General features: G+C 36.1%; 9 protein-coding genes, 8 tRNA genes and 2 rRNA genes. All 19 read left to right on the top strand.

The window, feature by feature from the left end:
* Nucleotides 1-2: 2 nt before the first annotated feature.
* The 19 genes from tilS (at nt 3) to FNL83_RS11080 (ending at nt 13,368) form a co-directional block, all read left to right on the top strand.
* Nucleotides 3-1,301 (top strand): tRNA lysidine(34) synthetase TilS, encoded by a 1,299-nt coding sequence (tilS, locus tag FNL83_RS11170; RefSeq protein WP_002447894.1) that lies wholly within the window; start codon nt 3-5, stop codon nt 1,299-1,301.
* The gene (gene hpt / locus FNL83_RS11165) at nt 1,301-1,840 is read left to right on the top strand and encodes a hypoxanthine phosphoribosyltransferase (protein WP_001832216.1); all 540 of its coding nucleotides are present in this window, start codon (nt 1,301-1,303) and stop codon (nt 1,838-1,840) included. Before tilS ends, hpt begins: the two co-directional genes overlap by 1 nt.
* A gap of 274 nt (nt 1,841-2,114) precedes the next feature.
* Entirely contained in the window at nt 2,115-4,217 is a 2,103-nt protein-coding gene (gene ftsH, locus FNL83_RS11160; RefSeq protein ID WP_001832199.1) for an ATP-dependent zinc metalloprotease FtsH, read from the top strand.
* 254 nt (nt 4,218-4,471) lie between these two features.
* Nucleotides 4,472-5,353, top strand: a complete 882-nt coding sequence (gene hslO, locus FNL83_RS11155; RefSeq protein WP_001832190.1) for an Hsp33 family molecular chaperone HslO — start codon at nt 4,472-4,474, stop codon at nt 5,351-5,353.
* A 336-nt stretch (nt 5,354-5,689) separates the two neighbouring features.
* Nucleotides 5,690-6,622, top strand: coding sequence for a cysteine synthase A (cysK, locus tag FNL83_RS11150; protein ID WP_001832242.1), 933 nt, complete (start codon nt 5,690-5,692; stop codon nt 6,620-6,622).
* Between the two features lie 295 nt (nt 6,623-6,917).
* Complete coding sequence (gene folP, locus FNL83_RS11145; RefSeq protein ID WP_001832209.1) at nt 6,918-7,736, top strand: dihydropteroate synthase; 819 nt, start codon at nt 6,918-6,920, stop codon at nt 7,734-7,736.
* The gene (gene folB / locus FNL83_RS11140; protein WP_001832204.1) at nt 7,714-8,079 is read left to right on the top strand and encodes a dihydroneopterin aldolase; all 366 of its coding nucleotides are present in this window, start codon (nt 7,714-7,716) and stop codon (nt 8,077-8,079) included. The genes folP and folB overlap by 23 nt, the downstream gene beginning before the upstream one ends.
* Complete coding sequence (gene folK, locus FNL83_RS11135) at nt 8,080-8,559, top strand: 2-amino-4-hydroxy-6-hydroxymethyldihydropteridine diphosphokinase (protein WP_001832213.1); 480 nt, start codon at nt 8,080-8,082, stop codon at nt 8,557-8,559.
* A 335-nt stretch (nt 8,560-8,894) separates the two neighbouring features.
* Nucleotides 8,895-10,382, top strand: a complete 1,488-nt coding sequence (lysS, locus tag FNL83_RS11130; RefSeq protein WP_001833056.1) for a lysine--tRNA ligase — start codon at nt 8,895-8,897, stop codon at nt 10,380-10,382.
* A 484-nt stretch (nt 10,383-10,866) separates the two neighbouring features.
* Nucleotides 10,867-10,981 (top strand): 5S ribosomal RNA (gene rrf, locus FNL83_RS11125).
* Between the two features lie 10 nt (nt 10,982-10,991).
* Nucleotides 10,992-11,067 (top strand) — tRNA-Val (locus tag FNL83_RS11120).
* Nucleotides 11,068-11,073: 6 nt separating this feature from the next.
* Nucleotides 11,074-11,149: transfer RNA gene (locus tag FNL83_RS11115), tRNA-Thr, on the top strand.
* A gap of 6 nt (nt 11,150-11,155) precedes the next feature.
* Nucleotides 11,156-11,228, top strand: a tRNA-Lys gene (locus FNL83_RS11110).
* An 18-nt stretch (nt 11,229-11,246) separates the two neighbouring features.
* Nucleotides 11,247-11,321 (top strand) — tRNA-Gly (locus FNL83_RS11105).
* 11 nt (nt 11,322-11,332) lie between these two features.
* Nucleotides 11,333-11,421 (top strand) — tRNA-Leu (locus tag FNL83_RS11100).
* 12 nt (nt 11,422-11,433) lie between these two features.
* A tRNA-Arg gene (locus tag FNL83_RS11095) sits at nt 11,434-11,510 on the top strand.
* 26 nt (nt 11,511-11,536) lie between these two features.
* A tRNA-Pro gene (locus tag FNL83_RS11090) sits at nt 11,537-11,610 on the top strand.
* A gap of 14 nt (nt 11,611-11,624) precedes the next feature.
* Nucleotides 11,625-11,700 (top strand) — tRNA-Ala (locus tag FNL83_RS11085).
* Nucleotides 11,701-11,817: 117 nt separating this feature from the next.
* Nucleotides 11,818-13,368: ribosomal RNA gene (locus FNL83_RS11080) — 16S ribosomal RNA — on the top strand.
* The last annotated feature ends 260 nt before the right edge of the window (nt 13,369-13,628 follow it).

Below are 13,628 nucleotides of genomic sequence, written 5' to 3'. Positions count from 1 at the left end.
AAATGAATATCAAAACAGATGGTTGGTCTAAAAAAGCACATATTGTTGTGGCTGTCTCAACAGGCATTGATAGTATGAGTTTATTATATAGCTTATTAAACGACTATCAACATACATATCGTAAATTAACATGTGTTCATGTTAACCACGGATTGCGTGAACAGTCATATGAAGAAGAAGCGTTTTTGAGAGAGTATTGCCATCAACATCATATTGACATTTATATAAAGCGTTTAGACTTAAGTGATATTGTAGCAGACGGTAATAGTATTCAACAAGAAGCGCGTCAACGTCGTTATGAATGGTTTGGAGATATCATAGCTCAATTAAGAGCAGATGTATTGTTAACAGCTCATCATCTTGATGATCAATTTGAAACGATTATATATCGTTTGTTTACAGGGAGATCAACACGTAATTCATTAGGTATGACATATGAGTCGTATTTTAATCAATACAAAGTGTATCGTCCTATGTTAAATTTAAAAAAAACTGAAATATTAGCGTATCAGTATGCGAACCAAATTCCATACTATGAGGACATGTCTAATCAAGATAGAAAATATGTTAGAAATGACATTAGACAACGCATCATACCTGCAATTAACGAGAACCCGCATTTAAACGCGCATCAGCTACTCAAACTTAAGGATTGGCATGATATTGAATTGCAATCGTTAAAAGAACAAGCTGAAACGTTCATCAATAACGAAGTTTCAAAAAGTAAATATTTAACCTATTCCTTTTCTAGAACTGCTTTTAATGAATTGAATGTGAATATCAAAAGCGTAGTTATGGATTTGTTATTCGAAAAATTAGATTGTCATTTAGCAATGCCACAACATGCTTATGACGAGTGGTTTGAACAGATTAGAAATGATAAATCTCAATTTAATATTCACGTAACAGATGAATGGATAATTCAAATTGCATATGATAAATTAATAATAATGGCTAAAAGTGAAATGGATCAATATATATTAGACCGTATATGTATTAGAAAGCCAGGTACATATGAATTTAATGATTATCAAATTGATATTCATCCTGACTTACCACAACAGTTATATCCGCTTACTGTGCGTGTCCGACAAAATGGAGATGTGTATAAATTAAATGGTCAAAAAGGTCATAAAAAAGTGAGTCGTTTATTTATCGATAAAAAAGTGACTCTTGCTGAACGTCAGCGCATCCCACTCATTATTAATCAAGAAAATGCAGTGTTAGCTATTGGCGATTTATATGTTAAAGAAAATTTTAAAGAATTTATTTTGATTTCGAATAATGGAGATGAATTATAATGCATAAGGATTTAAAGAATGTTTTGTTATCGGAAGAAGACATTCAAAATATTTGTAAAGAGATGGGAGCTATCATTACTGAGGATTATAAAGATCGCCCACTCGTTTGTGTTGGTATTTTGAAGGGATCAGTCATGTTTATGGCAGACTTAATTAAACGTATTGATACACATTTATCAATCGATTTTATGGATGTTTCAAGTTATCATGGTGGAACGGAATCGACTGGGGAAGTTCAAATATTGAAAGATTTAGGTGCTTCTATAGAAAATAAAGACGTACTTATAATTGAAGATATATTAGAAACTGGTACAACTTTAAAATCTATTACAGAGTTATTGCAATCACGTAAAGTTAACTCTTTAGAAATAGCTACATTATTAGATAAACCTAACCGTCGCAAAGCTGATATCGAAGCAAAATATGTTGGTAAAAAGATTCCAGATGAATTTGTAGTTGGTTATGGTTTAGATTATCGTGAGTTATATAGAAATCTGCCATACATAGGCACACTAAAAGCAGAAGTTTATTCTAAATAGATTTTAAAATTGGATCTGTATTAATTAATAAGTATGTTAGTATAATGAACTGTGCGTAGATTTAGTGTAGACTCAAAGTAACAATTCAAAAATGTTATGAATTGATTAAAACTATTAAGATAATTAATGTTAACAGATAGTAAACAAAGAATAATGCATTTTAAAATCGACAAAATTGTAGATGCAATACTAAAGTTGAAATACTAGCCTGAATATAAAGTGTTGTGTTACAATTTTTGTTAGTTTTATTATTGGAAGTAGGAGGAAATGACGCATGCAGAAAGCTTTTCGCAATGTGCTAGTTATCGCAATTATTGGCGTTATTATATTTGGCCTCTTTTCATTTTTAAATGGAAATGGGAATATGCCAAAACAACTTACATATACTCAGTTTGTTAATAAGTTGAATAAAGGCGATTTAAAAACTTTAGAAATTCAACCAGAGCAAAACGTATATATGGTAAGTGGTAAAACAAAAAAAGATGAAGATTACTCATCGACAATTTTATATAACAATGAAAAAGATTTACAAAAAATCACAGATACAGCTAAGAAACAAGATAATCTTAAATTTACAGTTAAAGAAGAAGAAAAACAAAGTGTATTCGTTAGTATTTTAACGACACTGATTCCTGTATTAATCATTGCATTATTATTTATTTTCTTCCTTAGCCAAGCCCAAGGTGGCGGCGGTGGTGGTCGTATGATGAACTTTGGAAAATCCAAAGCTAAGATGTACGACAGTAATAAACGTCGAGTTCGTTTCTCAGATGTAGCAGGAGCTGACGAAGAGAAACAAGAATTAATAGAAATTGTAGATTTCTTAAAAGATAACAAGAAATTTAAACAAATGGGTTCAAGAATTCCAAAAGGTGTCTTACTTGTTGGGCCTCCAGGTACAGGTAAAACATTATTAGCACGTGCGGTTGCAGGTGAAGCTGGTGCACCATTCTTCTCAATTAGTGGATCTGACTTCGTTGAGATGTTTGTTGGTGTTGGTGCGAGTCGTGTTCGTGATTTATTTGAAAATGCTAAGAAAAATGCCCCATGTATCATTTTTATTGATGAAATTGATGCTGTTGGACGTCAACGTGGTGCAGGTGTAGGTGGCGGTCATGATGAGCGTGAACAAACATTAAACCAACTATTAGTTGAGATGGATGGTTTTGGAGAAAATGAAGGTATTATTATGATTGCGGCTACAAACCGCCCAGATATCTTAGACCCTGCATTGTTACGTCCTGGTCGTTTTGATAGACAAATTCAAGTTGGACGACCAGATGTTAAAGGTCGTGAAGCAATTCTTCATGTGCATGCGAAAAATAAACCTCTTGATGAAACAGTAGATTTAAAAGCTATTTCTCAAAGAACGCCAGGTTTTTCTGGTGCAGACTTAGAAAACTTGCTAAATGAGGCATCTTTAATTGCAGCACGTGAGGGTAAAAATAAAATTGATATGCGCGATATTGAAGAAGCAACTGACCGTGTTATTGCAGGTCCAGCTAAAAAATCTCGTGTAATTTCTGAAAAAGAACGTAATATTGTAGCGCATCACGAAGCAGGTCATACTATCATCGGTATGGTGCTTGATGAAGCTGAAATTGTACACAAGGTAACAATTGTCCCTCGTGGACAAGCAGGCGGTTATGCAATGATGTTACCAAAACAAGATCGCTTCTTAATGACAGAACCAGAATTACTCGACAAAATATGTGGTTTATTAGGTGGACGAGTATCTGAGGATATTAACTTTGGTGAAGTATCAACAGGTGCTTCGAATGACTTTGAACGAGCAACGCAAATTGCAAGATCTATGGTTACAGAATATGGTATGAGTAAGAAATTAGGACCATTACAATTCTCAAGCAATAGTGGTGGACAAGTATTCCTTGGTAAAGATATGCAAGGTGAGCCGAATTATTCTGGTCAAATTGCTTATGAAATTGACAAAGAAGTTCAACGAATTGTTAAAGAGCAATATGAACGTTGTAAACAAATCTTGTTAGAACATGAAGAACAACTTAAGTTAATTGCTAAAACACTACTTTCAGAAGAAACATTAGTTGCAGAACAAATTCAATCATTATTCTATGATGGTGTTTTACCAGAAGTAGATTATGACTCTGCAAAAGTTGTGAAAAATGAAAATAGTGATTATAGTGATGGAAAGTATGGAAAATCATACAACGACATTCGTAAAGAACAGTTAGAAGATGACGATAAAGAAGATGATGACAACCATGAAAAAGATGAAGTAAACCAAGACAACACAGACAGAGAAGCTGATAATACTTCACATACGAATGAACCAGGTCATCAACAATCTCCGAACATCGATAAACCATACAATCCTAACGATCCAAATCATAGACAATAGTACAAGTTTTAGTAAGTCTCTTTTTGCTCACGTATGAATTGAGTGAAAAGGGACTTTTTTATGTATAGTTTATACCAATACATTTTTAAACTTTTGGTAAAAATATTGTTATCATCTCTCATGGTTATAATACTCAATAAACATGTATGAGCAATAGATTTCATATTAGCCAATAAGAGATGTATAATAACCAATCAGTATTAAAAAATAAAAAGTTTTAAATTATAGATTATTTTTAAAAAGGAGATTTAACAATGACACATGATTATATAGTGAGAGGTTTAGCATACGGTGGGGAAATAAGAGCATATGCTGCAATCACAACAGAGTCAGTACAAGAAGCACAAACACGTCATTATACATGGCCTACTGCTTCTGCCGCTATGGGAAGAACTATGACAGCTACTGTTATGATGGGTGCAATGTTAAAAGGAAACCAAAAGTTAACAGTTACTGTTGATGGCAAAGGTCCAATTGGCAGAATTATTGCTGACGCAGATGCTCAAGGAAATGTTCGTGCATATGTAGACCATCCACAAACGCATTTTCCACTCAACGATCAAGGTAAATTGGATGTACGGCGAGCAGTTGGTACTGATGGTTCCATTCAGGTTGTTAAAGATGTTGGAATGAAAGACTACTTTTCTGGTGCGAGTCCAATAGTATCAGGTGAGCTAGGAGATGATTTCACATACTACTATGCCACAAGTGAACAAACACCATCATCAGTAGGATTGGGTGTATTAGTTAATCCAGACAACTCAATCAAAGCAGCGGGAGGATTTATTATTCAAGTTATGCCAGGTGCTACTGATGAAACGGTGACTAAATTAGAAGAAGCCATTAGTCAAATGCAACCTGTATCGAAATTAATTGAGCAAGGACTTACACCTGAAGGAATATTAAATGAAATTTTGGGTGAAGGTAATGTTCAAATTTTAAATTCAACGTCAGCGCAATTTGAATGTAATTGTAGTCATGAGAAATTTTTAAATGCTATTAAAGGTTTAGGAGAGGCAGAAATTCATAGCATGATTAAAGAGGATCATGGAGCTGAAGCTGTATGTCACTTCTGTGGTAATAAATATCAGTATAGTGAAAGTGAATTAGAAGATTTATTAGAAACAATGAAATAGTTCAAAAAATGATGAGTTAATATAATTTATAAAACAAACTGGATATAAATTTTAAAAGTTATGCACTCAATTTTAATAGAAGTTAGTCATATAGTAATGTAAAAGTCGTCGAAAAGGAGGATTATTTGTTGTCCTCACTTTCGTTCGACTATCTTTTTTTACGTTTAACTTAATCTTTTGTAGGAAATGTCTTATAGTAAAGACCAAAGTAGTATATAGTTTTATTTATAGTAAGACTATACGGTTTGTCTTTTTAGAAAATTCTGATAGAATAAAGTTATATCCGATAGAAAAACTAAGTATTGATAAATTGTAAAACTAAAAGGAGTGTTTTGGATGGCACAAAAACCTGTAGATTATGTTACACAAATTATTGGGAATACACCTGTAGTCAAATTAAGAAACGTTGTTGATGATGATGCAGCTGATATTTATGTTAAGTTAGAATATCAAAATCCAGGTGGTTCGGTAAAAGATCGTATCGCTTTAGCGATGATTGAAAAAGCTGAGCGTGAAGGGAAAATTAAACCTGGTGATACAATCGTTGAGCCTACGAGTGGTAACACTGGTATAGGTCTAGCATTTGTATGTGCTGCCAAGGGGTACAAAGCAGTTTTTACAATGCCTGAAACAATGAGCCAAGAGCGCCGTAACTTATTAAAAGCTTATGGTGCTGAACTAGTATTAACACCAGGATCTGAAGCTATGAAAGGTGCAATAAAAAAAGCTAAAGAATTAAAAGAAGAGCACGGCTATTTTGAACCACAACAATTCGAAAATCCAGCAAATCCTGAAATTCATGAACTTACAACTGGACCAGAATTAGTTGAACAATTTGAAGGTCGACAAATTGATGCATTTTTAGCTGGTGTAGGAACTGGTGGTACGTTATCTGGTGTTGGTAAAGTATTGAAGAAAGAATATCCAAATGTGGAAATAGTAGCTATTGAACCTGAAGCTTCTCCAGTATTAAGCGGTGGTGAACCAGGCCCTCATAAATTACAAGGATTGGGAGCAGGTTTCGTACCTGATACTTTAAATACAGAAGTTTATGACAGCATCATCAAAGTAGGTAATGATACTGCTATGGATATGGCACGTCGTGTTGCTAGAGAAGAAGGTATATTAGCAGGTATTTCATCTGGTGCTGCAATATATGCTGCTATTCAAAAAGCAAAAGAATTAGGTAAAGGTAAAACAGTTGTAACAGTATTACCAAGTAATGGGGAACGTTACTTATCAACACCATTATATTCATTTGATAATTAAAAACTAAACTAAAAATCATTTTGGACGAAGATTTGTTTCTAAAGTTTTAAAATAGCGTGTATTTCACGTTGATTTTTCAACTTTTTATAAAATAAATCTTCGTTTTTTATTTAATCAGACCAACCAATATTGTAGCTTCTATCTAAAATCGGCTACCTTTTTTTAATATGCCGATAATATATACTCAAAACTTATTGAAATGAATGATATCATGAAGTAGCAGATGTGTTTAGTAATGTAGTTATTATTGAAAATTAAAAAAATCTAAGAGTATATTATTGAAAAAGGTGAAATTATGATTAAAACAAAAATAATGGGGATATTAAATGTGACACCTGACTCATTTTCTGACGGAGGACAGTACCACTCAGTTGATCAAGCTGTGAAGCGTGCTAAAGAGATGATAGATGAAGGTGTAGACATCATAGACGTTGGAGGTGTCTCAACACGACCAGGTCATAAAGAAGTATCGCATAAAGAAGTATCGCTTAAAGAAGAAATGAATCGTGTATTGCCTGTGGTTGAGTCTATCGTTAAATATGATGTGCAAATTTCGGTTGATACATTTCGAAGTGAAGTTGCGGAAGCTTGTCTTAAACTTGGTGTTTCAATGATTAATGATCAGTGGGCAGGCCTATTTGATTCGAATATGTTTAATGTGGTATCTCAATACGGTGCTGAAATTGTACTTATGCATAATGGTGACGGTCATAGAGATAAACCTGTTGTTGAAGAGATGCTTGTATCATTACTTGCGCAAGCGAATAAGGCTGAACTAGCCGGTATACCACATAATAAAATCTGGTTAGATCCTGGAATAGGTTTTGCTAAAACACGAGAAGAAGGAAATGAAGTAATGGCAAGATTAGATGAATTAGTAGCGACCGAATATCCAGTTTTACTTGCAACAAGTCGAAAAAGATACATTAAAGAAATGATGAATCAAGATTCTTCTCCTTCAGATAGAGATGAGGCAACTGCAGCTACAACGGCTTATGGTATAATGAAAGGCGTTCGTGGGGTTCGAGTTCATAATGTATTATTAAATACGCGACTAGCCCAAAGTATGGATTTTCTAAAGGAGAATGAATATGAACGACATCATCTTTCTTAATGGAATGCGTTTTTATGGTTATCATGGAGTATTAGCTGCAGAAAATGATATTGGACAAATTTTTGTTGTTGATATTACTTTAAAGGTTGATCTTAGTTATGCAGGTCAATCAGATGATGTAAAAGATACTGTAAATTATGGAGAGGTTTATAAAGATGTAAAGTCTATTGTTGAAGGGCCACGTTCATGCTTAATTGAGCATCTGGCTGAACGTATTGCAAAACATATAAATTCACACTATAATCGTGTAATGGAAACGAAAGTTAGAATCACTAAAGAAAACCCACCTATTCCTGGTCATTACGATGGTGTTGGGATTGAAATAGTGAGGGAGAATGACTAAATGGTTAAAGCTTATTTAGGATTAGGGAGCAATATTGGAAATAGAGAACTACAACTCAATGAGGCTATTAAAATACTTCATGACTATCAAGGTATTCAAGTAACTCAAGTTTCTCATATTTATGAGACTGAACCAGTGGGATATACTAATCAACCGAAATTCTTAAACTTGTGCATTGAGATAGAGACTGAATTGAATCCACAATCTTTGTTAAAATGTTGTTTAACAACGGAACAACAACTTCATCGTAAAAGAGAAATACGTTGGGGGCCTAGAACTTTAGATATAGATATACTACTGTTTGGTGATCAAATTATTGAACAAGATAATTTATCAGTGCCGCACCCTAGAATGAAAGAACGTTCGTTTGTTCTTATCCCGTTAAATGATATAGCCACCAAACAAATAGAACCGATTTCTAATAAAAGTATCGGACAACTAGTAGTACCTGATAATAGTGTGAAAAAATATAAGGAATAATAAAGCATAGTAATATGGTTTTGAAACTTTTAATTAAAGAAATTTATATATTGCTAATCAATAAGTTTATAAGGGTTGCAACTATTCGATGAAAATATAAATTACTTTATTACATTTTGATGGTCTTGTAGAATAATAAAGTGAGTAGATTTGCTTTGATTAGATGCAATATCAACCTTCATTGAATAACAATACATATGAAGATAAGAAGGGTATAATAAAAGGCTTAAATATAAATTAAAACTGATTAGGAAACAATATATAGCTCCTAAAGTTTTCAACAGAAAGACATGGAACAATAAATTGATAAATCAAAGTTCAAAGGAGAGAAATTTATGTCAGAAGAAATGAACGACCAAATGCAAGTTCGTCGTCAAAAATTACAAGAATTAATTGATTTAGGGATTGATCCTTTTGGTCATCGATTCAATCGCTCATCTACTTCAAGTGAGTTAAAAGAACAGTGGGACCAATTCTCTAAGGAAGAATTGCATGAAAAAGAAGACGAAAGCCACGTGTCAATTGCAGGTCGTCTTATGACTAAACGTGGTAAAGGTAAAGCGGGATTTGCACATATTCAAGACTTGAAAGGTCAGATTCAAATTTATGTAAGAAAAGATCAAGTTGGAGATGATCAATTTAACATTTGGAAAATGGCTGACTTAGGTGACATCATAGGTGTTGAAGGTGTCATGTTTAAAACTAATACGGGCGAGATTTCTGTCAAAGCTAAGTCATTTACTTTACTATCCAAATCATTACGACCTTTACCTGATAAGTTCCATGGTTTACAAGATATAGAACAAAGATATCGACAACGTTATTTAGATTTAATTACAAATGAAGATAGTACGCAAACGTTTATTAATCGTAGTAAAATAATTCAAGAAATGAGAAACTATTTAAATAAACAAGGATTCTTGGAAGTAGAAACACCAATGATGCACCAAATTGCTGGAGGTGCTGCTGCACGTCCGTTTGTTACGCATCATAACGCATTAGATGCTACTCTTTATATGCGTATAGCTATAGAACTACATTTGAAACGGTTAATTGTCGGAGGTCTTGAAAAAGTCTACGAGATAGGCAGAGTTTTTCGTAATGAAGGTGTATCTACAAGACATAACCCTGAATTTACAATGATTGAATTGTATGAAGCTTATGCTGATTATCATGATATAATGGATTTAACTGAAAATATGGTCAGACACATTGCTCAAGAAGTGTTTGGATCAGCTAAAGTACAATATAATGATGAAGAAATTGACTTAGAATCTTCATGGAAACGACTTCACATTGTTGATGCTGTTAAAGAAGTTACCGGTGTAGATTTTTATAATGTTAATTCTGATGAAGAAGCTATTAGATTAGCAAAAGAACATGATATTGAAATTACTGAAAATATGAAATATGGCCATATATTAAATGAATTTTTTGAACAGAAAGTTGAAGAAACACTTATTCAACCAACGTTTATTTATGGTCACCCTATTGAAATTTCACCGTTAGCAAAGAAAAATCCAAACGATGAAAGATTTACTGATCGTTTTGAATTATTTATTGTAGGAAGAGAGCATGCAAATGCCTTCACGGAATTAAACGATCCGATTGATCAACGCCAACGTTTTGAAGCGCAGCTTGTTGAAAAAGAACAAGGAAATGATGAAGCTCATGATATGGATGAGGATTACATCGAAGCATTAGAGTATGGAATGCCTCCAACTGGTGGTCTAGGTATCGGTATCGACAGATTAGTAATGCTATTAACTGATTCTCCGTCAATTAGAGACGTATTACTATTCCCATACATGAGACAAAAATAGATTCTATTAGTGATAATTGCTAAAAATTACAAACCATCGTAATGTTGACAAATCTAATTGTATTGATTATGTTTTGGCGCTGCCTTCTTAATATTTAAAGGCAGCGCTTATTTTCAAGTTTGAAATTAAACCCGTGAAAAAATACGTGTCAAACTCGAATAAGAATAGAAATAAGGAGAAAGATGTATTAAGTTATAAATAGAGAATTATATAACAAAATTGCTAAAATAATCGTATAGTAATCAAAACTAATATATGCTAGAATATTTCAAGTGAAAAGAGAGGATTTTACTATTTGATACAAAAAATAGCAAAACATCATAAAAAGTGTTGACATATATTGATAAATGAAGTAACATATAAAAGTCGTCAAAAACGAGAACGGAATGTTATGCAATTGCAAAAGAAATTTTAACATAGTGTAAAATTAACTGTTGCATTAACTTTGAAAAGTATGTATCATTAATTAAGTAAGTTAATTTTGTCTGGTGACAATGGCAAGGAGGTCACACCTGTTCCCATGCCGAACACAGAAGTTAAGCTCCTTAGCGCCGATGGTAGTCGGACTGACGTTCCGCTAGAGTAGGACGTTGCCAGGCAATATAATGTGGAGAATTAGCTCAGCTGGGAGAGCATCTGCCTTACAAGCAGAGGGTCGGCGGTTCGAACCCGTCATTCTCCACCATTTAAAGCCGGCCTAGCTCAATTGGTAGAGCAACTGACTTGTAATCAGTAGGTTGGGGGTTCAAGTCCTCTGGCCGGCACCATCTTTTGAGCCATTAGCTCAGTTGGTAGAGCATCTGACTTTTAATCAGAGGGTCAGAGGTTCGAATCCTCTATGGCTCATTACGATTTTCTTAAAATGCGGAAGTAGTTCAGTGGTAGAACACCACCTTGCCAAGGTGGGGGTCGCGGGTTCGAATCCCGTCTTCCGCTCCATCATTCATAGTGCCGGGGTGGCGGAACTGGCAGACGCACAGGACTTAAAATCCTGCGGTGAGAGATCACCGTACCGGTTCGATTCCGGTCCTCGGCACCATCTTTTTACATTGCGCCCGTAGCTCAACTGGATAGAGCGTTTGACTACGGATCAAGAGGTTATGGGTTCGACTCCTATCGGGCGCGCCATTTTATGTATCGATTTAATTTACATACGGGAAGTAGCTCAGCTTGGTAGAGCACTTGGTTTGGGACCAAGGGGTCGCAGGTTCGAATCCTGTCTTCCCGACTTCTTTTGATATTGGGGGCTTAGCTCAGCTGGGAGAGCGCCTGCTTTGCACGCAGGAGGTCAGCGGTTCGATCCCGCTAGTCTCCACCATTTAATTATTAATGAACATTGAAAACTGAATGACAATATGTCAACGTTAATTCCAATAAACAGTAACGAAACGTTACAAACTATTTAGTATTTATGAGCTAATCAAACATCATAATTTTTATGGAGAGTTTGATCCTGGCTCAGGATGAACGCTGGCGGCGTGCCTAATACATGCAAGTCGAGCGAACAGACGAGGAGCTTGCTCCTCTGACGTTAGCGGCGGACGGGTGAGTAACACGTGGATAACCTACCTATAAGACTGGGATAACTTCGGGAAACCGGAGCTAATACCGGATAATATATTGAACCGCATGGTTCAATAGTGAAAGACGGTTTTGCTGTCACTTATAGATGGATCCGCGCCGCATTAGCTAGTTGGTAAGGTAACGGCTTACCAAGGCAACGATGCGTAGCCGACCTGAGAGGGTGATCGGCCACACTGGAACTGAGACACGGTCCAGACTCCTACGGGAGGCAGCAGTAGGGAATCTTCCGCAATGGGCGAAAGCCTGACGGAGCAACGCCGCGTGAGTGATGAAGGTCTTCGGATCGTAAAACTCTGTTATTAGGGAAGAACAAATGTGTAAGTAACTATGCACGTCTTGACGGTACCTAATCAGAAAGCCACGGCTAACTACGTGCCAGCAGCCGCGGTAATACGTAGGTGGCAAGCGTTATCCGGAATTATTGGGCGTAAAGCGCGCGTAGGCGGTTTTTTAAGTCTGATGTGAAAGCCCACGGCTCAACCGTGGAGGGTCATTGGAAACTGGAAAACTTGAGTGCAGAAGAGGAAAGTGGAATTCCATGTGTAGCGGTGAAATGCGCAGAGATATGGAGGAACACCAGTGGCGAAGGCGACTTTCTGGTCTGTAACTGACGCTGATGTGCGAAAGCGTGGGGATCAAACAGGATTAGATACCCTGGTAGTCCACGCCGTAAACGATGAGTGCTAAGTGTTAGGGGGTTTCCGCCCCTTAGTGCTGCAGCTAACGCATTAAGCACTCCGCCTGGGGAGTACGACCGCAAGGTTGAAACTCAAAGGAATTGACGGGGACCCGCACAAGCGGTGGAGCATGTGGTTTAATTCGAAGCAACGCGAAGAACCTTACCAAATCTTGACATCCTCTGACCCCTCTAGAGATAGAGTTTTCCCCTTCGGGGGACAGAGTGACAGGTGGTGCATGGTTGTCGTCAGCTCGTGTCGTGAGATGTTGGGTTAAGTCCCGCAACGAGCGCAACCCTTAAGCTTAGTTGCCATCATTAAGTTGGGCACTCTAAGTTGACTGCCGGTGACAAACCGGAGGAAGGTGGGGATGACGTCAAATCATCATGCCCCTTATGATTTGGGCTACACACGTGCTACAATGGACAATACAAAGGGTAGCGAAACCGCGAGGTCAAGCAAATCCCATAAAGTTGTTCTCAGTTCGGATTGTAGTCTGCAACTCGACTATATGAAGCTGGAATCGCTAGTAATCGTAGATCAGCATGCTACGGTGAATACGTTCCCGGGTCTTGTACACACCGCCCGTCACACCACGAGAGTTTGTAACACCCGAAGCCGGTGGAGTAACCATTTGGAGCTAGCCGTCGAAGGTGGGACAAATGATTGGGGTGAAGTCGTAACAAGGTAGCCGTATCGGAAGGTGCGGCTGGATCACCTCCTTTCTAAGGATATATTCGGAACATCTTCTACGAAGATGAGGGAATAACGTGACATATTGTATTCAGTTTTGAATGTTTATTAACATTCATTTGTACATTGAAAACTAGATAAGTAAGTAAGATTTTACCAAGCAAAACCGAGTGAATAGAGTTTTAAATAAGCTTGAATTCATAAATAATCGCTAGTGTTCGAAAGAACACTCACAAGATTAATAACTAGTTTTAGCTATTTATTTTGAATAACAATTCAAAATATGGTGGAA

It is taken from the genome of Staphylococcus epidermidis (assembly GCF_006742205.1).
GTDB lineage: Bacteria > Bacillota > Bacilli > Staphylococcales > Staphylococcaceae > Staphylococcus > Staphylococcus epidermidis.
Note: the sequence above shows the minus strand (reverse complement) of the source record. Positions and strands in the feature narration are given on the sequence as shown.

Excerpts from the sequence above, each read along its gene's own strand:
- tilS (WP_002447894.1), top strand. The coding sequence starts at position 3 with ATGAATATCAAAACAGATGGTTGGTCTAAAAAAGCACATATTGTTGTG.
- cysK (WP_001832242.1), top strand. The coding sequence starts at position 5,690 with ATGGCACAAAAACCTGTAGATTATGTTACACAAATTATTGGGAATACA.
- lysS (WP_001833056.1), top strand. The coding sequence starts at position 8,895 with ATGTCAGAAGAAATGAACGACCAAATGCAAGTTCGTCGTCAAAAATTA.
- folB (WP_001832204.1), top strand. The coding sequence starts at position 7,714 with ATGAACGACATCATCTTTCTTAATGGAATGCGTTTTTATGGTTATCAT.
- ftsH (WP_001832199.1), top strand. The coding sequence starts at position 2,115 with ATGCAGAAAGCTTTTCGCAATGTGCTAGTTATCGCAATTATTGGCGTT.
- folK (WP_001832213.1), top strand. The coding sequence starts at position 8,080 with ATGGTTAAAGCTTATTTAGGATTAGGGAGCAATATTGGAAATAGAGAA.
- folP (WP_001832209.1), top strand. The coding sequence starts at position 6,918 with ATGATTAAAACAAAAATAATGGGGATATTAAATGTGACACCTGACTCA.
- hpt (WP_001832216.1), top strand. The coding sequence starts at position 1,301 with ATGCATAAGGATTTAAAGAATGTTTTGTTATCGGAAGAAGACATTCAA.
- hslO (WP_001832190.1), top strand. The coding sequence starts at position 4,472 with ATGACACATGATTATATAGTGAGAGGTTTAGCATACGGTGGGGAAATA.